The organism is Mycobacterium colombiense, from assembly GCF_001672755.1.
Lineage (GTDB): Bacteria > Actinomycetota > Actinomycetes > Mycobacteriales > Mycobacteriaceae > Mycobacterium > Mycobacterium colombiense_C.
This window is the reverse complement of sequence record NZ_LZKI01000064.1, coordinates 45,273-65,731: the sequence shown is the minus strand read 5'-3', so window position 1 is coordinate 65,731 and position 20,459 is coordinate 45,273. Positions and strand designations below refer to the sequence as shown.

General features: G+C 65.6%; 17 protein-coding genes and 1 pseudogene. 8 read left to right on the top strand and 10 right to left on the bottom strand.

The annotated features are described in order from the left end of the window. Positions 1-2: 2 nt before the first annotated feature. From A5708_RS08520 to A5708_RS27185, 3 genes are read right to left on the bottom strand one after another with little or no spacing between them, the layout of a single operon-like run. Entirely contained in the window at positions 3-1,400 is a 1,398-nt protein-coding gene (locus A5708_RS08520) for a hypothetical protein (RefSeq protein ID WP_065028195.1), read from the bottom strand. Between the two features lies 1 nt (position 1,401). Then, entirely contained in the window at positions 1,402-2,028 is a 627-nt protein-coding gene (locus A5708_RS08515; protein WP_065028194.1) for a M91 family zinc metallopeptidase, read from the bottom strand. Beyond that, positions 2,025-2,588, bottom strand: coding sequence for a hypothetical protein (locus A5708_RS27185; protein ID WP_065028193.1), 564 nt, complete (start codon positions 2,586-2,588; stop codon positions 2,025-2,027). Before A5708_RS27185 ends, A5708_RS08515 begins: the two co-directional genes overlap by 4 nt. Positions 2,589-2,931: 343 nt before the next feature. Here A5708_RS27185 and A5708_RS08505 point away from each other — a divergent pair, with 343 nt between their 5' ends. From A5708_RS08505 to A5708_RS08490, 3 genes are all read left to right on the top strand, one after another. Beyond that, on the top strand, positions 2,932-3,276 hold the full coding sequence (locus A5708_RS08505) for a hypothetical protein (protein ID WP_065028192.1): 345 nt from the start codon (positions 2,932-2,934) through the stop codon (positions 3,274-3,276). Between the two features lie 899 nt (positions 3,277-4,175). After that, complete coding sequence (locus A5708_RS08495; protein ID WP_196772571.1) at positions 4,176-4,598, top strand: MmpS family transport accessory protein; 423 nt, start codon at positions 4,176-4,178, stop codon at positions 4,596-4,598. After that, positions 4,595-7,534 carry an RND family transporter gene (locus A5708_RS08490; RefSeq protein WP_065028189.1) on the top strand — a complete coding sequence of 980 codons (2,940 nt, stop codon included), beginning with the start codon at positions 4,595-4,597 and terminating at the stop codon, positions 7,532-7,534. Before A5708_RS08495 ends, A5708_RS08490 begins: the two co-directional genes overlap by 4 nt. A gap of 16 nt (positions 7,535-7,550) precedes the next feature. Here the strand turns inward: A5708_RS08490 and A5708_RS26095 are convergent, their stop codons facing one another. Then, positions 7,551-7,778 carry a ferric uptake regulation protein gene (locus A5708_RS26095; RefSeq protein ID WP_081292872.1) on the bottom strand — a complete coding sequence of 76 codons (228 nt, stop codon included), beginning with the start codon at positions 7,776-7,778 and terminating at the stop codon, positions 7,551-7,553. 833 nt (positions 7,779-8,611) lie between these two features. Here A5708_RS26095 and A5708_RS26715 point away from each other — a divergent pair. Together A5708_RS26715 and A5708_RS08480 are read left to right on the top strand one after the other, a co-directional pair. After that, positions 8,612-8,881, top strand: a complete 270-nt coding sequence (locus A5708_RS26715; RefSeq protein WP_155765942.1) for a hypothetical protein — start codon at positions 8,612-8,614, stop codon at positions 8,879-8,881. Positions 8,882-9,230: 349 nt separating this feature from the next. Beyond that, positions 9,231-12,383 (top strand): cytochrome P450, encoded by a 3,153-nt coding sequence (locus A5708_RS08480; RefSeq protein ID WP_065028187.1) that lies wholly within the window; start codon positions 9,231-9,233, stop codon positions 12,381-12,383. A gap of 43 nt (positions 12,384-12,426) precedes the next feature. On the opposite strand, the gene A5708_RS08475 is transcribed toward A5708_RS08480, so the two are convergent. From A5708_RS08475 to A5708_RS08460, 5 genes and pseudogenes are all read right to left on the bottom strand, one after another. After that, entirely contained in the window at positions 12,427-12,657 is a 231-nt protein-coding gene (locus A5708_RS08475; protein WP_065028186.1) for a hypothetical protein, read from the bottom strand. A gap of 108 nt (positions 12,658-12,765) precedes the next feature. After that, on the bottom strand, positions 12,766-13,341 hold the full coding sequence (locus tag A5708_RS08470; protein WP_269199382.1) for an N-acetylmuramoyl-L-alanine amidase: 576 nt from the start codon (positions 13,339-13,341) through the stop codon (positions 12,766-12,768). A gap of 268 nt (positions 13,342-13,609) precedes the next feature. After that, positions 13,610-14,512: an N-acetylmuramic acid 6-phosphate etherase gene (gene murQ / locus A5708_RS27945; RefSeq protein WP_419538313.1), complete on the bottom strand. Its 903-nt coding sequence runs from the start codon at positions 14,510-14,512 to the stop codon at positions 13,610-13,612. 81 nt (positions 14,513-14,593) lie between these two features. Next, positions 14,594-15,319: pseudogene (locus A5708_RS27940) on the bottom strand (BadF/BadG/BcrA/BcrD ATPase family protein); the annotation flags it as partial. Continuing rightward, positions 15,316-15,684, bottom strand: coding sequence for a VOC family protein (locus tag A5708_RS08460; RefSeq protein ID WP_065028245.1), 369 nt, complete (start codon positions 15,682-15,684; stop codon positions 15,316-15,318). The pseudogene A5708_RS27940 and the gene A5708_RS08460, both read right to left, overlap by 4 nt. Before the next feature lie 485 nt (positions 15,685-16,169). Between A5708_RS08460 and A5708_RS08455 the strand changes: the two genes are divergently transcribed. Then, complete coding sequence (locus A5708_RS08455) at positions 16,170-17,498, top strand: adenylate/guanylate cyclase domain-containing protein (RefSeq protein ID WP_065028185.1); 1,329 nt, start codon at positions 16,170-16,172, stop codon at positions 17,496-17,498. A gap of 23 nt (positions 17,499-17,521) precedes the next feature. On the opposite strand, the gene A5708_RS08450 is transcribed toward A5708_RS08455, so the two are convergent. Further along, positions 17,522-17,980, bottom strand: coding sequence for a GAF domain-containing protein (locus A5708_RS08450; protein ID WP_081292869.1), 459 nt, complete (start codon positions 17,978-17,980; stop codon positions 17,522-17,524). Between the two features lie 82 nt (positions 17,981-18,062). Between A5708_RS08450 and A5708_RS08445 the strand changes: the two genes are divergently transcribed. Together A5708_RS08445 and A5708_RS08440 are read left to right on the top strand one after the other, a co-directional pair. Then, the gene (locus A5708_RS08445) at positions 18,063-19,586 is read left to right on the top strand and encodes an adenylate/guanylate cyclase domain-containing protein (protein ID WP_065028184.1); all 1,524 of its coding nucleotides are present in this window, start codon (positions 18,063-18,065) and stop codon (positions 19,584-19,586) included. 135 nt (positions 19,587-19,721) lie between these two features. Continuing rightward, a complete protein-coding gene (locus A5708_RS08440) occupies positions 19,722-20,453 on the top strand; it encodes a class I SAM-dependent methyltransferase (protein WP_065028183.1) in 732 nt (243 codons plus the stop codon). The last annotated feature ends 6 nt before the right edge of the window (positions 20,454-20,459 follow it).

The window sequence follows — 20,459 nt, the reverse complement described above, 5'->3', positions numbered from 1 at the left end:
CCTCACGACTGCTTGGCGGTGAAGTGGTAGTCGGCGTCGGCGCCGCCGGCTTCGATCCTCACGGAGTATCGGCCTGGTGCGAGGCTGAGCGGTCCCATCGGGTTGCACCCGTCGTAGATGCCGCGGTCGTTGAGTGCCCCGCCGTTATCGACCACGGACCATTGGAACCCGTTGACTTGACGACAGTTTCCGTCGGGGGTGAACGTCCACGTTTGCCCGGGCGTGACCGTGAAAGCGAGGTAATGCCGTGTGGCCGCGTTCACGTGTCCGGCGTTCGACGCCGTCTGGTTCAGATTTTGGTGGACGTCGCCCGGCGTGGTCCGCCAGGTGATGCCGTACTGTCCGTCGCCGGTGATCACCAGCTGGTAGCTGTCGGCGCTGGCGAAGGCCACGCGGCCGAGGTCTGCGCATCCGTCGACGCCGCCGATCGGGTCGGCGAACGAACCGGTGGACGACGAGATCGTGTACCTCACGTTCCTTCCCGTCGGTGTGCACATACTTCGGATGTCGGCCACCTGCCCGGGTTTCGCGGTGAACTCATAGGTCACCGGCTGGTCCTTGTGGACGGCGCCGCTGACCGATAGGCCAGGCCCAAAGCCCTTGGCGTTCAACGGTTCACCGGCTACCGCGGTAACCGTCTGTTCGCGGGACACCTGCGCCGCCGTATCGGCCAGCGCCGGGTTGCCGGTAATGGACACGTCGAACACGCACGCCGCCAGGATCGCGTCGCCGATCACCCCGGCGGAGGTGCACACTTGCCGCGCTTGATCCGTCACCGCGGGAGAGAACGGCGGCCGCGGGGCCGGGAAGGCGCGGTTGGTGAAGGTGTCGGTCGATTGGCCTGGTCCGTACGGGAACAGACTGTCGCTCTGGCTGATTCGCCATGCGTCGCCGAACTGCGACCGGATGACGTCATCGGGCGAATTGACCGGAACCACCCTGCCGTCCGGTCGCGTCAGGTCATCGGCGGGGTCGCCGTTGAACGTGCCGAACAGGCCGCGCGGTTTGTCCCCGTTGGCTTTGTCGGACGGAGAGAACGACACCCGCAGACCCCAGTAGCCTGACTCGTCGACGTACAGTTCCGATCCGTCGGGCCAGTGCACGGTGTAAGAGCTGCCGACGAAGATCGCTTCGGCTGCCGTGGCCGAAACCGTGACGCCTCCGAGAAGAGTCGTGGTGGAGCCCCGGCCCACGGCGATGGCTTCGTGCTTGGCGCCGTGGCTGATGGTCAGTCGCCCGTCGTCGAGGACGAACGCCACCCTCTCGCCGTTGTTTCCCGCCGCCGCGGCGGTCACCATCGATGCGGACTGCGAGTCCGGCACCGGTGCGGTGCGCAGCTGCACCTTCGGCGCGTCGGCGTTGTCCGAGGTGTACGCCGTGAACTCGCCGACCTGCTGCACGTCATAAATCAAGCCGTCGGTGGTGGTGATGTGCGGGTCGCCGAACGCGTTGTTGCCTGCCTTTTTCTTGTTGTTTCTGCTGCTCCTGTTTTTTACAGTCCTGGAATGATCCTGGCCCGACGCTGCCGCCGTTGTACGTCTGGCGATCGCCCAATCCCGTTGCGCGCCGGAACATGTTCTCGGCCGCTACCGCGCGCCACTCCGCGTACTTGACGCCGTTGCATGTGTTGTCCAGCTCGCTGCGTGGAAGTCCGTTGGGCCCGTCGTCGGCCGCATGTTGCAGCTCGTGGTAGAGCACCTCACACGGGCTCGCTGTGATGCCGTCCTTGGTGATGACCTGGTCGGGGTCCCAGTAGATGATGACCTGCCCCTCGACCACGCTGGTTCCCGTGCCGGCGCCGTCCGGGCCGACGTCGGTCGTCTCTATCTGCACCGGCGGGGTACCGGGGCCATTGGACTGGCGCCACAGGCCCGCCGGGTCGGTGGTAGCGAACACTTTTTCGCATGCGGCCAGCCCCGGCTCGGCGCCCGAGTCGGCCGTGACATCGGCCAGCGCTGCGGGTTTCGCGTTTCCGGCGATAGCGGTCAACACACAGACGGCCACGACGGCGCACGAACGGCGCTTCACGGCGTGACCTCGAATTCGACAGCGGCTAACGCGGACGGGGTCACACACGTCTCGGCGGTGCCGACGACCGGTGCCAGGCGCGCGGTCACCTTGTACTTGCCCGGCGGATCCAGCTTCCAACTGGTCAGGTTCGCGTCGCCGGCGCCAGTTGGCCGCGAAACGACAAGCACCGCAGGGCTATTCGCTAACGCCTTGATGTCCAGTGGTACGGTCGTCTCCGCGTCGGGCGGGACGTCTTTCAGGCTGCGATTGACCACATCGCCGATTCCGCCGTAATAGGTTGCATTACCCGCCTTCCCGACCACGGCCTCGGCGTCGCGCGTGACCGACACGACGTCGACCGAGCCCACCGGCGAGGTGGGCAGCTTGCACGTCGTGGTGCCGTTGTTGTGCAGCACCATGTCGAGTTTCGGTGCAGTCCCTCTCGGATACTGCGGCTGAGCGGTTCGCAGCACGACGCCGACGACGGCCTGCTGCTGTGCATTCGGTGAAGAACTCTTTTCGCGGTCGACGCCGTGGCACGCGGCCACCAGCAGCCCTGCAACGAGGAACGCGAACACCGGTCTCCGCATATCGCACCTCCTGCCAGTGACGGTACGAGAGCGGTGCGTGCAATTCGCGCGTATTGGGCTACCTGTTTTGCCGATGAGGGAAGTCCCGGCGGGCGCAAGTTGCGCTGCGGGCCAGATGGAACGTCACCCGCACGCGTTATGGCGAAGCTGCTCAAGGGATTTGAAGGTCTATGTCAACGCCTGACCGGGGCCGATCGTCGCGACCTATGGCTGCGGAGCAGTGTTGTGGTGGCCATCCACCGTCACCAGGTGCGGATGGCCGGGGTCATGCTTTCGGCTCGGATTGTTTTCGGTCTGCCACGACCTCGTTCCATTCGATTAGGGTTGATTCATGGGTGGCGAGTTCATCGAGATCCGGATCACCCACCCCCGGGAATTCATCCAGCGGACGCCCGAGGCCGTCCGCCCGCGGCTGCTGGACTGGCAGGTTGACGCCAAGGGCAGACACGTCGCCTGGCGGTACCGGATAACCCGCTACGAGCAGGACGGCCAACCGAGGTGGTCGTTGGACGGGACCGGTCAGCACCCGTGGACCAGCGACGACGTCGAATACCTGAAGGACGTGGCCGAGCACCACGCCAGTCGGCTTATGCGCAGGCAGCGATGGCGGCCCAACAGCATGTACAACGGCCAGGAGCCGCCGCTGTGGCTAGGTGGTCAAGGGTGGTCTTCATAGGTGACCTCGTGACGCAGCTCCACAGAGGATATGCGAATTACAACAGGCCGAGTTCTCGCGCGCGGCTAACCGCCGCCCTGCGCGTGGGGAGTACGCGAAGAACCTCGAACTCCTTGGGGGTCAGCTGCTCACCGACCGCGCACCCCTGGTCGCACGAAGTCGCTGCGACGCTCGCTGGCCGCTCGGCGGACGGGACCACCGTCGAGGTGATGTCAGCACCGCCGGCGACCAGATGGCGCACCGCCTTATCGACGAGGCCCTGGCTCTCGAACCATTTCGCGGGCCCGTCGGTGCGGATCGGCGACGAGATCGGGCTCGAAGCGGAGGACCTCGGTGCGCAACAACTCTCCGAACAGCTGGTGATAGCGATACCAGTGACGCGACATGTCCAGCGGCACCACAAACAGGTTTTCGCGCTCGATCTTTCTCCGAAACCGAGGCCGAGCAAGACGTTTCAAGCACCGCATCGCACAGCGGACCGCTGAGTCGCCCGAGGACAGAGGTACGCAGCAAAAAATCGCGAAGGTGCGGTGGCTGACCGTCAAGCACCTCGGCCGCGACCGAACCATCGCCTCCGCAGTAATCGTTCGAGCGACCGACGAAGGGTCATAGTGAAAAGCACTGCAAGCGAGTGGTTTGACGGCCGCGGGGCGCGGAGGTGTGTATCGGCGTGAATTTGGTTGGAAGCAAAGGCTGCTCCGCCGCATCGCTGACACCGCTACTCCGCGCCACCACCATCGCAGCGAAGATGAGGTTGTGTCGCCGCTGCCGCTGCAGCGTCGGTCTGGTGGCCACCCAGGGAATCAACTCGACCGCTGTGGCGTTCGGCTAGCCGTGGCGCACGCGAAGAGATGCCTTAGTATCAGCCCGTCGAGCATTCCTAATCGGGGGGCACGGTGTTGAGGCTTCTCAAGCGGGCATGGGTTCCGCTGGTGGTGGCCGTCGCGCTGATCATCGGCGGCGTTGCGGTGGTTCGACTCAATGGCGTTTTCCCAGGACCTGGCCTGCCCAAGCCCGACCCGCGGGATGCGACCCCGCCGTACGCGGCCAAGACCGCCATCTACGAAATCCTGGGACCGCCCGGGACGACCGGCGTCGTCAACTGGATGGATGCGGACTCGCTACCCCAGAAGGCCAGCTTCAGCACACTGCCGTGGTCGAAGACGATCGTCGCCGAGATGCCCGGCATCTTCGCCTATGTCGTCGCCCAAGGTGACAGCCCCTTCATCGGCTGCCGCATCACGGTCGACGGCAAATTGGTCGATCAACAACAGGCCAACAACCGCGACGCGCAGGTTTCCTGCTTGGACAAGTCCGCGTGACCGCCGACGACACGAGCGACACGGACAGAATCCCCGTCGCGCAGCGCACCGAAGTTGAGCGCAAACCGCGGCTGGCCCGAACCATCCGCGCCCTGGCGCTGCCGATCGTGTTGATCTGGCTGCTGATCGCAGTCGGCGTCAACGTCTTCGTCCCCCAGTTGGAGGCGGTCGCCGAGGAAGTCTCGGTGCCGCTGTCGCCATCCGACGCGCCTTCGGTGACCGGGATGAAGCACATCGGGCAGAAATTCAAGGAGTACGACTCCGACAACCTCGTCCTGGTGACCCTCGTCGGCGACAAACCTCTCGGCGAGGACGCCCACCGGTATTACGACGACCTGGTCAAGAAGCTGCAGCGGGACGACGAACACGTCGAGCATGCGCTGAATTTCTGGGGACAGCGATTCACGTCCTCCGGTGTCGAGAGCTACGACCACAAGGCCGCCTATGTTCAGGTCAACCTGCGCGGTGACCAGGGCGGAGCGGTCGGCGACAAATCGGTCGCCGCGGTTCGCAAAATCGTCGCGGATTCGAAGCCGCCGGCGGGGGTGAAGGCCTACGTGGCCGGTCAGGGAGCCCTGACCGCCGACACGATCGTCGTAGGCGACGCGAGCCTGGCCAAGATGACGATCATCACCATCATCATCATCGCGATCATGCTGATGTTCGTCTATCGATCCATCGGCACGGTGCTGCTGACGATGGTCATCCTGTTCGTCGGACTGGCTACCGGCCGCGGCGTGGTGGCACTGCTGGGCGAAACCGGCATCATGGGGCTGTCGACCTTCGCCGTCAATTTGCTGACGGCACTGGCCATCGCGGCGGGTACCGACTACGCGATTTTCATGGTCGGCCGCTACCAGGAGGGCCGCGAACGGGGTCTGGACCGCGAAGCCGCCTACTACGACACCTTCGCGGGTGTCACCAAGGTGGTGCTGGGTTCGGGTTTGACGATCGTCGGGGCGCTGGCCTGTCTGAAATTCACCCGGCTGCCGTACTTCAGTTCGCTGGCGTTTCCGTGCGCGGTGGGTCTGCTGGTGGTGGTGGCCGCCGGGGTCACGCTGACGCCGGCGCTGATCGCCTTCGCAAGCGGCTTCGGCCTGTTCGACCCGAAGCGCGAATTCAACTACACCCGGTGGCGCCGTTTGGCGACGGCCATCGTGCGGTGGCCGGCGCCGATCCTCGCGACATCCGTCATCCTGGCGATCGTCGGCGCAATCGGCTTGATGGGCTTCACTCCGCGCTACAACGACCTGTACTACCTGCCGCAGAGTGCTTCGTCTGTGCAGGCGTACACCGCGGCCGATCAACACTTCACCCAGGCCCGCCTGAATCCGGACCTTCTGATGATCGAATCGGACCACGATCTGCGCAATCCCAGAGACATGCTGGTTTTGGACAAGATTGCCGGCGCCATCTTCCGGGTGCCCGGAATCGAACGGGTGCAGAGCATCACCAGACCTCTCGGCCCGCCAATTCAAGACGGCTCGATTCCGTTCCAGCTCAGTGTGCAAAGCGCGCCGATCCGCAGCAACCTGAACTACCTGAAGGACCGTGTCGGCGACATCAAGAAGATCACCGGTTTCCTCGACACTCAGATCGCCCTTTTGGAACGCCAGTACGCCGTGACCCAGAGACTTGCGAACGCCGCGGACGACAGCTCGAAAACCACGGGGGAGACGGCGGCCATCACGGACGAGATCCGGGACCACATCGCGGATTTCGACGACTTCTGGAGACCGATTCGCAGCTACTTCTACTGGGAGAAGCACTGCTACGACATCCCGATCTGCTGGTCGCTACGAAGCCTGTTCGACGCCCTGGACGGGTTCGATCAGCTGGCCGAAAAGTTCCACGCCCTCACCAGCGACCTCACCGACACAGCCAAGGCCACGCGCGAATTGCTGGCGATCATTCCCGAGAATATCGCGGTCTCGAAGTCGATCCGGGATACGACGCTGACCATCTACAGTTCGTTCGACAGCCTGATCGATCAGTTCGACAGGCTGACAGACACGAACGCCGTGATGGGCAAGTCTTTCAACGACTCTCAGGTGGAGAGCCTGTTCTACCTGCCACCCGAGATCTTCCAGAACCCAGACTTCTTGCTGGGGTTGAGCTTGATGGTGTCGCCGGACGGCAAGGCCGCTCGCTTCATCATCACTCACGCTGTGGATCCGGCGACGACGAAGGGAATCGCGTCCGTCGATCAGGAGCGCCAAGCGGCCAAGGAGGCGCTGAAACTCACCTCGCTGGAGAATGCTGACATCTACCTCGGCGGCACGGCCGCAACGTTTTACGACATCGCCAACGGCGCCAAGTACGATCTGATGATCGCCGGGGTGGCTTCGATCGTGCTCATCTTCATCATCATGGTGATCGTCACCCGCGCTCTGGTCGCAGCGGGTGTCATCGTCGGCACCATCGTGATGTCGTTGGGGGCCGCGTTCGGGTTCTCGACACTGATCTGGCAGCATCTTGGTAACTTCCAGTTGCACTGGGTGGCAACAGAATTCGCGTTGATTGTGCTCTTGGCGGTGGGATCGGACTACAACCTGATGCTGGTGTCCCGAATCGAGGAGGAGATCGGAGCCGGCCTGAAAACGGGACTCATCCGCGGCATGGGTGTGACCGGCCCGGTGGTGACCGCCGCCGGTGTGGTGTTCGCCGTCACCATGGCCACAATGATCACCAGCGATCTCCGGGCGATCGGCCAATTCGGCACCACGATCGGCATCGGCCTGTTGTTCGACACCTTCGTCGTCCGATCGCTCATTACGCCATCGATCATGACGGTGATGGGCCGCTGGTTCTGGTGGCCGAAGCGGGTACGTGTCCGGCCGGCCAGCCAGATGCTTCGGTCCGTGGGGCCGCGCCCGCTGGTTCGTGCGCTGTTGTACCACCCGCGGCACGGGGCTGCGTCGGGTCCGCAGACGTAGCGTCCGCTATGCCCGCCTAGCCATTGGAGGAAGCCGCCGCCTTGGCGGCTTCGCGCCGGGCCTTCTCCTTCGCGTGGGTCGAGCAGCAATGCCCCATCTCGCAATGGAACCGGTCACTACAATCATGCGAACAATAGACTGATGCGGCCGGAAGCCAGTCCGGATCGGACAAGTCACGCGGTCGTTCGTTCGGATCGAACGTATGGCCGCAATGTATGCAGACCTTGGTCTTGGTCTTGACCATATCGCTCAGCGTACGCGCGACGGCCCTAAATCGAAGCTGGTTTCAGATCGAGGGCGAACAATTCAGGTTGCGCAAAGCAGATGGCGTTCAATTGTTTACGCCAACGAACTAACTATCGCGCGGCCATAGCTATTCGCTCCTCGCTTCACGGCGGCGCATTACTTACCCGGGTGAATAGACGGTTGAGGTGATGACAGCTCACCCTGCTCGGCGGCAATCTCAGTACGACGAGGACGGGGCGGGATTGAGCCGTCAGGAAGCCAGGAAGCGCCGTCGCCCGCGCCGCTGCTGGGCCCGATCAACGGAGTAACGGAGATCGACGGACCCGAAGTCATGGGGATGGACGACTTCGTCCGCACGGGGGCTCTTGACGCCGTGCAGGCCAGAAATCACACGTATCGAGCGGTGTGGAACGGGAACGAAATCGAAGGAACCGGCTGGTCGGACTGCATTTTGTCCTATGACGGCGCTGCCACATTGTGCACGCCCCGCACCGCATCACGACAACGCGTATCGCACGAGCGTTTTTGTCGCCAAGGCAGAATTTGGTTTGCTTGGGATTATCACCGGTGAGCCCGGTGATGAACTTCGCAGCGACAACGAGGAGCCCTCATGACCTATCGCCGTCTTGCTTGGGCGCTCGGCGCGGTGATGGCGGCTGCCATCATTCCCGTCCAGGCACATGGCGCGCCGCCGACGAAGTGTCTGACCAACACTCCTAAGGGCAAGCAGGTCTACGTGCCCTGCGATCTGCTCAACGCCGGCGCTAATTTCCCGCCGGGGCAGCGTTGTCCTCCACCGCTCGAGCAGTACCCGAAAGATGTGGCGGACTGGTGTGGCGAAGGCCCGGGCCTTGCGAGCACCACGCCCGCGAGCCCTACGAGCCCTACGAGCCCAACGAGTCCGACGACTTCAACGAGCCCTACCAGCCCAACGAGTCCGACGACTTCAACGAGCCCTGCGACCCCAACGACGAGTCCTGCCACCTCAACGAGTCCCACAAGCCCGGCGGCTCCGGGCAATGCGCAGTGACGATGTCCTGCACGAGGTGTTTCACCGGGCTACACGCCCGGGCTGGGAATGATCCGATCAGCAGCCGATGAAGCTGCCACCTGCGGGGCAGCTGGGGATGCTGACAATAGGAATGCAGCTCGACGTCGTCGCTGAGACCGTGAAGGCGAGCACCAGCGCTAACAAGATCTTCTTCCCCCTGGCCATAGCTGGGGAGTCTAGGGCAGGGGCGGAAATCGCCGTGGCGATTTCGCAGACCAGCCCATGCACCGCCGGGTGCGATTTCCGACCGTTCCACAACGGGAAGCGCTGGTCAAGCGCCTAAATACACCAAGGGCCGAAGGCCCGTCGACACGGCCATCGAGATAGGGGTGCGTCGCGCCGAGGACGAGGCTCGCCGATTGTTGACGAAGCCGCGGCGTCGAAACCTATGCTGCCCGCATGGGCGAGTTCCGTGCGTCGCCGCCCCCGGATCTTCCGGGCATCCCCTCGGTCGAGGGACGCCTGCCCGGCCTTGATCAATTGGTCGGCCGGCCCCGCGCGTTGGCCGTGGATTTACTCGGCGAATTGCACGGTCCGCTGTTCTACGCCGACTTCAACGGCGGCATCAGGAAGCTCTACGCGTGCTCGTTGGATCTCGTCACCGAGCTCTGCGACGAAAGCCGCTTCGCCAAGAACCTGACTGCGACCCTTGCCCGAGTCAGGCCGTTGGCCGGTGATGGCCTGTTCACGGCCTACCACGGCGAACCGAACTGGCAGCGCGCCCACGATGTCCTCTTACCGGGTTTCAGTTACGCGGGTCTGCGCGCCTACCACGGAGCGATGCTGGACATCAACTGCAAACTGATCGACCGATGGGATGCCAGCGCGGGGGCCGGGCCGGTGGACGTGTCGAACGACCTGCAGAAGCTGGCCATGGACACCGTGGCGCTCGCGGGATTCGGTTCACGCTTCGACTCTTTCGACTGCCCCGGCCTGGCTCCGATCCCGCAGAGCTTCACTACCGCCCTCGGGGAGCTCGTATCGGACGAGCCGACGGCGGTGTTCACCGAAGAATTGGCCACGTTGCACACGTTCATCGACGGGCTGATAGCCCAGCACCAATCCGGCGAACGCGAGTATGAAGACCTGTTAGCGCTTATGCTGCAACAGGATCCGAGCGGCGAACCGGTACTGGGCACCGAGAACATTCGCAATCAGATCATGACCTTCCTGATCGCCGGGCAGCTCACCACGTCGGAGTTGATGCCGAACACGCTCTACAACATCGTCAGCGATCCGACGGTCCTGCACCGGGTGCAGGCCGAGGTGGACAGCGTTTTCGGCACCGCAGACGACTACTTGCCCGGCTACGACGACATCGGCAAGCTGACCTATCTGCGGCAGGTGATCGAGGAAACCCTGCGGCTGTCTCCGCCGGTGCTGAATTTCGATCGAATGGCCTTGGAAGACACTGTGATCGGCGGCAAGTATCCGATCAAGCGCGGCGAGGCGGTCACGGTGCTCACCGGCGCGTTGCATCGCCAGCCGCAGTGGGGCGACAATGTCGAACTCTTCGATCCCGAGCGGTTTGCTCCCGAACGTTCGGCGGGCCGGCCGACCGCGCTGTTCAAACCCTTCGGAACCGGAGCACGATCCTGCATCGGCCGGCAGTTCGCGCTGCATGAGGCGGCCATGGCAGTGGCCCGGGTCGTACATCGCTACCGGCTCATCGACACCTACCACTATGTGCCGCAATGGGAAACCCCGACCAGCCGCCGACCGGTCGGATTCCGGCTCGATGTCATCAGGCGCACCCCACAGGAGCGCCGGACCGTCACACCAGGCGTTGAGGGCGACGCCGCCCAGAACGAAGCGCAGCACCCGACGGCGATCACGGCCGGCACCCGGCTGGCCGTTTTTCACGGTTCCAACCTCGGCACGTGCCGCGCCCTGGCCCGCCAATTCGCCGACGATGCAACCGCACTGGGCTGCACGGCCACGGTGGCACCCCTCGACGATGCCGTCGGCGGCTTCCCCGAAGCCGAGGCCATCCTGATCATCGCGTCCTCCTATAACGGACAGCCGACCGACGACGCGCGCGCCTTCCTCAACTGGCTGCTCGACGCGAATACCACGCTGAATCCAGTACCCAATGTCGCGGTTCTCGGTGTGGGCGATCACAACTGGGCGGACACCTACCAGGTGATCCCGCGGCGCATCGACGAGCGCCTCGGCGAGCTGGGAGCGAACCGACTGGTCTCGCGGGCAGCGGCCGACACTTCGGGAGATATGGTCGGCGCGATCGAGGAGTTCGCAGCCGCGCTGTGGTCATCGTTGGCCGAACGCTTCGGAGACCCCGACGCCGCGCCGCTCACGGACGCGGCCGAGCCGCTCTACGAGCTGCGCCGGATCGTCGGGCCGGTCACGGCGGCGATGGACGCACGGTCGTCGGTGATCCCGATGACCATCGTCGAGAACACCCAACTGGTCCGCCCCGGGCTGGGCCAAGCCAAAACCAATGTCCGCGTGGATCTTCCGGACGGCATCGACTATCAAACGGGCGATCACCTCACGGTGATGGCCGACAACCCGCCCGAGGTAGTCGACGCGGTGTTGGCACAACTCGGCATCGACCCTGGACTGCGGCTGGCGATCAATCCCCGGCGCAGCTCGCGGCGGCTGATCGCGCTGGACCGAGAGGTCAGCGCACGAGAACTTCTCACGCACTTCGTCGAATTGCGGAAACCGGTGACCAGCAGTCAATTACGTAGTCTTGCGGCGGCCAACAGCAGTCCTTCAGAGCGCCAGCGGCTTAACGAATTGGCCGCGGCTCCAGACGGCTGTCCGCTCAGCGTTTTGGAGTGCCTCGACGAATACCCGGCTTGCGTTCTCACCGGTGCCGAACTTCTCGAACTGCTGGATCCCATGGTGCCCAGGCACTATTCGATCGCATCATCGTCGATGCTGTCGCCCCGCACCGTAGGACTGGTCGTCAGTGTGCTCGATGCGCCGGCCCGTTCCGGTCGCGGCCTGTTCAAGGGTGTCGCGTCCAACTACCTGGCGACAGTCCAACCCGGACAGGTGATCCGGGCCCGCGTCGACCCGGCCCGGCAGGCGTTCCGGGCCGGTGCCGATCCGGCCAAGAGCGTGATTCTGGTCAGCGCCGGTACCGGCGTCGCACCGTTCCTCGGTTTCCTCGGTGATCGACTCGCCGCACAACAGGCCGGGGCTCCGGTAGAGCCCGCGTTGTGCTTCTTCGGGGTGCGTGACCCGGAGGTCGATTACATCTTCCGAGACCGGTTCGAGCAGGCCGAAGCGATCGGTATCGTGCGAATGCGCCCGGCCTTCTCCCGCGCGCCCCAGGACGGGGTTCGCTACGTGCAGGACCGGATCGCCGCGGACGCCGACGAAGTGTGGAACCTGTTGGGGGACCCGGGCAAGGACACCCACGTCTACGTGTGCGGCGACGGCGCGCGGATGGCGCCGGCGGTGCGGGGGTCCTTCCTCGATATCTATCGGGCACGGACGGGTGCTGACGACGATCAGGCCCGCGATTGGCTGAACGGTCTCATCGAATCCGACCACTACGTCGAGGACGTGTGGGCCGGGTGAAAGTGATTGTTGCGGCCGGTCTACCAGCGGGAACGGCCGGCAACTAAGAAGCGTCGCGCAGGCGGCTCTCCACATCCTTTATTCCCTGGCGCAGGTGCTGGGCCAGGTACCATTCCTCACCGCTGTGGGCATCGCGTAACGCCATGTCCACTGCCGATTTGGCGTCCGAGAGGTGTCCTCGGCGTTCCTCCCCCTGAGCGGTGATGGCATGAAGGACGGCCCTCACGGCCTCCTGGCAGGCGTTAGCGAAACCGCTGAGATGCGTGACCGACATGCTGACCCCTTTTTAAGCCTGTTCAGCGAAGTGCCCGCTGTTACGGGACTACAAACATTCAAGTCGATTCGAGTGCCGGCCGGCTCCGCCGACGAGCGCCTAAGGGGGTCAGTCGCCGGCCTCGATTGACGCGACTCTGGCGGCCGCATCCGGACCGCAGAAGCGCTGCAGGTCCACTCCGCCCGCGGCGAGCAGGTCGTCAATGCGGCGCTTGAGGTCGCCCGAGGACATGTGGGCGTACAGGTTTCGGCCCGGGCAAGAGGTTTGGGCCAGGTCCCGGTGGCCCGCCAGTGTGTCGCTCGAAATGTGAAAATTCTGAGCCGCCCAGGCGAACGCGCGAGCTGCTCCCTGGAGCTGTGCCTCCGGCACAGCCTCTTGATCGAAGTCTCCTTCGCAGAGGACCAGGAAATGGCCCGTCGTGTCGTAGTCGGTCGCGGTGTCACCCGCGAGTTCGGTGCTCCGCAGTTCGTAGATGTTGCCATTGCGGTCGACGCCGACGTGATAGGCGATGTCGATCCACCCGTGCTGGTCCTGGTGGTATCGCTGATCCTGCCGGAGATGGTTAGGGGCATTACGGTTTTCGCCAAGCACGACGGCCTCGTGGTGGAGAGTCATCCGGGTGATGGTGTGGCGCTTCCCTCCGGAGCGGGCCGGTCGCGCGCCCCAGGCGTCCCGGCATAGCAACAGTGCCGAAGTCGCAGCGGTCAGGCTTGCGCTGATCGCCGGCGTCGGGGGAGGAGTCGAAGCCAAAGGTGGCTTCGTGCGGGTCTCAGGCGCCGAGGCAGAGTTCATCCGCGTCGCACTCGAGCAGCCGCCGACCAGGGACGCCACGCCGGCGCTGCCGGCCACCATCAGCAGCTGACGGCGGCTGACGTGAGCTGGCCGGCCACACGCTGGCTCACACACGGTCCTGACGATACGGGCGAGCCGCCGTCCCGTGGGACGTATTCATTCATGTCCCGCCGAGGGCGTCCCGCACGCGTCCGCGCGCCCGGTCGAGCCGGGCGGCGGCCTCGGCGGCCTCGACGCCCGTGAGCAGTGCCACGATCGCGGTCTTGGCATGACCACCCGCGGCGGCGAGCGCGGCGGTCGCGGCCTCCTCATCGACGCCGGCCGCGTCGCGGACGATCCGTACCGCCCGGCGGCGCACCTTCGCATTGGTTGCGCGCACGTCGACCATCCGCGGTCCGTACGCCTTGCCCAGCGCGATCATCACGCTCGTCGATAATGCGTTGAGCACTATCTTTTGGGCCGTGCCCGCGGTCAGCCGCGTGGAGCCGGCGAGCACCTCGGGCCCGGTCAGCAGTTCGATCACCACGTCGGCGGACGCCTCGCTGCCCGGGTTGTTGACGATCGCGACGGTCAGGGCGCCGGCCGCGCGCGCGTGCTCGAGCGCCCCGAGCACATACGGCGTGCGGCCCGACGCCGTGATCCCGACAAGCGCGTCGGAGGCGGTCAGGTCCGCAAGGTCGGCGGGATCGAACGCGTCTTCGGCGCCCTCGATCGCCTCGGTGAGCGCCGCCGGTCCGCCGGCGATCACGCCACGCACCAGGTCGGTGCCGAACGTCGGCGCGCACTCGGCAGCGTCGAGCACGCCGAGCCGCCCCGGCGTTCCGGCACCGGCGTACACCAGGCGGCCGCCGCGCTCGAGCCGCGCCGCGATCGCCTCGGCCGCCGCCGCGATCCTCGGGACCGCCGCCGCCACCGCGCCGTGCGCTTCGGCTTCGGCGGCAACGAGCAGCGCGACGACTTCGGCGATCGGGCGCGCGTCGAGATCGTCAAGCTCCGGCCGCACCGCCTCGGTGGCGAGCGCGTCGAGTCCTTGCGGGACAACGGCTTTCGGATCCGCCTGCACGCGAATCACATACGGCTCGTGGATCGCCCGTAGTTGCAGCGCGCCGTCGAGCGCGTCGCCGGGGGCGGCGATGAGGTCGAGCCGCGCGCGCAGCGCCTGAACTTCCGCCAGTCCGCCGACCATCGCCACCGGGCCATCGCCCGCCGCACGGGCCGTCGCAGCGAGCGCCTCGGCGGCGGAACTGGTGATCGCCACCGCCGCGGCGTCACCTTCCGCGGCCAGGACGTCCGGCGCGAACGACGCGAGTGCAGCGGCACCGGTGAGCTGCGCGGGCCAGGTCCCCGGCGCGCCGAAGCGGGCGCGGGCGGCGTCGAGCAGCGTGGTGGACGGCCCGCGGCCGTCGTGCGCGCGCAATGCCGCGCGCAGCCCGGCGGCGCCGATCCACGCGCCGCCGCCCTCGTCGCCCAGCCAGGGGCCCCAACCGTCGGCGGTGCGCAGCGCGCCGTTCGCGTCGATGGCGAGCGCCACGACGCCCGTGCCCACGATCAGCACGACCCCCGGCTCCCCGTTCAGCGCGCCCGCGTGCGCAATCACCGCGTCACTCGTCACGGCGACGCGTTGCGCCCCAAGCGATTTCAGCAACGCATCGCCCAGCGCGCGCGTTGCGTCCGGCGCCGCGAGCGCCCCCGCAGCGCCCACGATCACCTCGTCGACCGGGCCGAGTTCGTGCGCGACCGCCAGAATCGCCGCCTCTGCGGCCCGTGCGCCGCCAGGCGTCGCGAGCCCCGGCGCGCCCGCGCCCTCGGCCCTGCGGCCGCCTGCCGTGGCCCGGCAGGAGGTCTTACCGAGGTCGACGGCGAGGATCACCGCAGCTTCTGCGCGAACTCGATGATGTTGCCGTCCGGGTCGGCGATGTGCAGCGTCCTTTCGTGCCACGGTCGATCCACCGGTCCGCTGAGGATGTCGACACCGAGCCCGCGCAAGCGCTCCGCTTCCGCATCGACGTCGTCGACCAGGAAGCCGATCTCACCGCAGGGCGGGTTGCCGCCCTCGCGACCGATGAGCTCCGGCAGCTTCGAGCGTTCGAAAAGCGAGAACTTGGTGTTCTCCATGTCGAACTCGACATAGCCGTCGCCCTCGATCCGCACTTGGAGCCCGATGACGTCGCGGTAGAACGCCACCGACTCGCTGAGCGACTCGACATAGTGAATGACGTAGTCCACACGGCGCATGCAATGCACCGTATCGGTTTCCACCTTCCTTCGCCCTCGTGCCCCACGTACTCACCGGCGATGAGATGGATGTCCTCTACGGCGCCAGCGAGGTACTCCAGTTCTTTGTCCCCCAGCGTCGAGAAGAGCGGAATAGCGGCCAGCTCTTCGATGGTGAACATGATTGCCTCCCAATTCCTTTCGCGGCAAGCCGCTGATCCACGAGAGCGGCTTCGCGTGCGTAGTCGAAGTTCGATGCAAGAATCGTCCACCGCACGTCGTCGGCGGCACATGAGGCATCGGCCCCAAAAAGCCGGACCTACCCAGAACGGCGGGGCCTGTTGCAGCCGCGGATCCCGAAAGTCTCTGCCAGAGAGTAAGTATTGGATAGCGGGGTGACGACTTTGACGGAGATATGCGCGTCAATATTGCCCGCCATGCGCGGCCGTCGTCGGCGGATCGTCCGTTGCCGCCTAACCTGGGCCACGCAGGCGTAAGGTTCGACCATGAACGTCCCGCCGGACATTCACTATGCCAAGAGCGGTGGTCTCAACATCGCGTACTCGGTTACCGGAGAGGGTCCCGACCTGGTCGTCGCGCCCGGCTTCATCTCGCACCTCGACATCATGTGGGAGGAGCCGTCGGTCGTTCACTTCTACTCGCGACTGGCGTCCTTTCGCCGCGTCGTCACCTTCGACAAGCGGGGCACTGGTCTCTCGGATCCGGTGATGCACGCGCCGACATTGGAAGAGTCCGTCGATGACCTGCGCGCCGTCATGGACGCGGCCGGATGTGAACGCGCCGATCTCGTGGGCGTTTCGGAAGGCGGCACGATGGCGATGCTGACGGCGGCCGGCCATCCCGATCGCGTGAATGCGCTTGCCCTGTATGGCACGTTCTCCCGCCTGCTCGAAGCAAGTGACTATCCCCTGGGCGTCACCGAGGAGCAACTGTCGGCGTTGGTCGAGGTGAGTGCCAAGGGCTGGGGTGAGGGCGTCGGATTGGGCGCATGGGCTCCAAGCCGGCGGGACGATGCCGATTTCCGGCGGTGGTGGGCGCGGCTGCAGCGGGTGGCCGCCAGCCCGGGCATGGTCCGCAACATCTTCGCGCTCTATCCGCAGCTGGACATCCGCGACGTGCTGCCCACGATCCAGGCCCCGACGCTTGTGGTGCACCGGCGCGACGACCGGATGGTGAGGCTTGAGATGGGTCGCTACCTCGCCGAGCGTATCCCCGGGGCCAAGTTCGTCGAGGTCGACGGCGCCGACCACCTGTTCTTCACGGACGACGCCGACGCCCTGCTCGATGAGGTCGAGGAGTTCCTTACCGGCGTCCGCCCGCAGGCAGCGATCGAGCGCGTCCTGGCCACGGTGTTGTTCACCGACATCGTCGACTCCACGAAGCGGGCGGTCGAGCTTGGCGACCAGCGATGGAGGGAGCTGCTCGGCAGGCACGACGCCCAGGTGCGGCGCCAGCTCGCACGGTTCCAGGGGTGTGAGGTCAACACGACGGGCGACGGCTTCCTGGCCCGGTTCGACGGGCCCGCCCGCGCCATTCGATGCGCCATGGCGATCCGCGACGTAATGCGAAGCCTGGGCCTCGAGGTGCGGGCCGGCGTACACACGGGTGAGGTCGAGTTGCGCGACGACGACATCAGCGGCATCGCCGTCCACATCGCAGCGCGTGTGGCGGCAGCGGCCAGGGCCGGCGAGGTGCTGGTTTCGCGCATCGTCGTCGACCTGGTCGCCGGGTCGGGCCTTCGCTTCGCCGCTCGCGGCGAACACGTCCTCAAGGGTGTGACGGGGGCGTGGGGGCTGTTCGCCGTCGAGGGTTGACGCGATCCGGCTTCCGCCGTGCTCTAGGTTTCGGCTGGCCGGTCTATCCGTGAATCCCAAATCCGTTGTGTCTCACCACCGACCGAGGGGTCGTGGATCTTCTGGAAGTTCCGTCCACCCCTATTGAATGTGGCGACGACGGCGGCCGGCGCATCCTGTTCCAGGATTGGGGTGGACAGCCACTCGCAGGGTCGTATGTGCACCAAATCCACCGCCTTAGCGGTGTCGTCGGTGTCGTAAACGCAGGGCCCGGAGATGCGGCCCAGCCAGAACCAGCCGTGGGCGTCGCGGGTCCACACGAACGAGCCTTCGTCGAGCTCGGCGAATCGGGCGACCCGACGGGCAAGCCGGTCCTGTTCGGCTGAACTGCTCACAAGTCGGCCGAACCCGCACACGCCGAGCCGGCGAGCGCGATCGATGGTGGCTTGTGGCTCGACGGCATCGTTGCGGGATCGCATCGGCGCGCGGTAGACGGCGACCATAAAAGACATCGTGCCCGCTGCAGCCGACCCGATGCGGCCCTTTTCCCGCACATCGCGGCCGGCGACGATTTAATCTCCTGCCATGGACCGCATCTGGCAGTGGGCGTGGGATCGGTACGGGGCGCGGTACACGTTGGCGGGAGGCGTGATTTCGTTTTTCATCTCGCTGCCGATCTATCTCACGTTCGTGTCGTTTCCCATCGTCGCTTTTGAGAAATCGGGTCGCTACGTTGCTGCGACGGCCGTCACCGTTGTGGCCATGCTGGCGCTCGCAGGCCTCATGGTTCTTCCGGATCGCCGATGGGCGCGCCCTGCGGAGCGGTGGGCTGCCGGCCACGACGTCGATCGGATGACGGCCCTGGAGGGCACCTACATCTTCAGCCGCAAGACGACTTCTCGCACGCTGTGGGGCGCCGGTCTGTTGGCCGCCGCGTTGTCGATCGCTGTCGGCGCGATCGCCGGAGCCGAATGGTTACGGCTGGTGCAATACGGCGTCGTGGCCTCCACCATCGCCGTAGCGGTCCAGCTGGTCGCGCTCCATAACGCCGTGGACGCAGCATGGCGGCCGCCCAGGGTCGCTTTGGCCGGCGACACAGGGATCGGCGACGCCCTGCCGCGCTCACGCCCGACCTTTGCCGCGCGGTCCAACGTGTCCATGGTTGCGGTCGCGTTTGGGTTCGCCGTCGGCGGCGCACTGCTTGCGGCCGTGTTCAATCGCGTCAGTGACATCCCCATCCTGTCGGTGGTGATCGGAGGTGGGCTGGCGGTCGTATTCGCGGTGCCGATCTCCGTCGGACTTGGATTCTCGCCATCCCTGCAACCCATTCGCGACCTCGCCAGAGGCGCCGAACGTGTTGCGGCGGGGGACTATGGCCAGCGTTTGCCGGTCGTCCAGGACGACGACTTGGGCGCACTGGCCGCGTCGTTCAACCGCATGCAAACGGGTTTGGCTGAGCGGCAACGACTTCAGGGCGCGTTCGGCACCTACGTCGACCCGGCCCTCGCTGCGCGGCTGCTTCAACAGGGCGACGACGTGTTCACCGGCGAGCGGCGCGAGGTGACCGTGATGTTCGTGGACATCCGCGACTTCACTCCGTTCGCCGAGGCGAACACCGCCGAGGACACGGTCGCCCGGCTCAACGCGCTGTTCGAGATCGTCGTGCCCGCCGTCGTCGACGCGGGTGGGCATGTGAACAAGTTTCTGGGTGACGGAGCTCTGGCCGTCTTCGGCGCCCCTAACGACCTTACAGATCATGCCGACGCGGCGGTCTCCGCCGCCACGGTGATTCAGCGTCTCGTCGGCGAGCGATTCGGCGGTGGGCTTCGCATCGGCATCGGCATCAACACCGGAAAGGTGATCGCCGGCACCATCGGCGGCGGAAGCAAGCTCGAGTTCACCCTGATCGGCGACACCGTCAACGTCGCGGCTCGCGTGGAGCAACTCACCAAGACCACCGGCGACGCCATTCTTCTCACCGGTTCGTGCGTGGACGCGCTGACCAGTCGACCGCTCGGACTCCTCGATCGGGGAACGCACGCTTTGAAGGGCAAATCCGCTGCGGTGCAAGTCTTCACTCTCGCTCTAGAGGACCGAAAGCCGCACTGAGAACAGTGCTCGGCTGAAGCTTCGATTGCGGCTCGGCGCAGAATTGATAAGTTCAATCCACGGCCGCCGAATTGACCGCCGTAAAAACCGGCAGCCCACAACCGCACTGGAGGAGTCCATGCGCAGGAGTGCGTCATGAGCGATGCCGCCTGGGCCCTCTACACCGAGCAGATGAACAACGTCGACGGCTGGTTCTTCGAGGCCGATGTCGAGCTCTTCAGTCGGCTGCTCGCGTGCCAGACGGCCGAGGGCATCAAGGGTGACATGTTGGAGATCGGCGCGTACCAGGGCAAGTCCGCCATCTTGATGGGTTATGGCCTACGTGACGATGAAGACCTGGTGATCTGCGATCTGTTCGGCGCGGTGATGGAGCACGCCGACATCGCGCAGGCCCCGCGCCAGGAGTATTCGGGCCTGGATCAGCAGCAGTTCCTGGCCAACTGGGATCGGTTCCACACCCGCCGGCCAACGCTGGAGGTCTGCGAATCATCGGCGCTCGATCTGGGCGAACGGGCGCTGCGGTTCGTCCACATCGACGGTTGTCACGCCTACCGGTGCGTGGCCAATGACATCAGGCTCGCCGTGACTCATACGGCCGAGCGGGGCGTGATCGTGATGGACGATTATCGGGGGGTCGAAACCCCCGGCGTGGCGGCGGCCGTCTGGCAGGCGGTCGGCAACGGCTTCGTGTTCCCCTTCGCGGCGACGTATATGAAGCTCTACGCCTGCACGTCGGCCGCCGATCAGGCTTACTGGTTAGAGCGGGTCCGGGATCGCGGTGACATCTGCGCCTTCCCCGACTTCGACTTCCCGTCATATCGCAGTGTTTCGGACATGCACATTCACGACTCGACCGACGAGCACTGAGGCGGG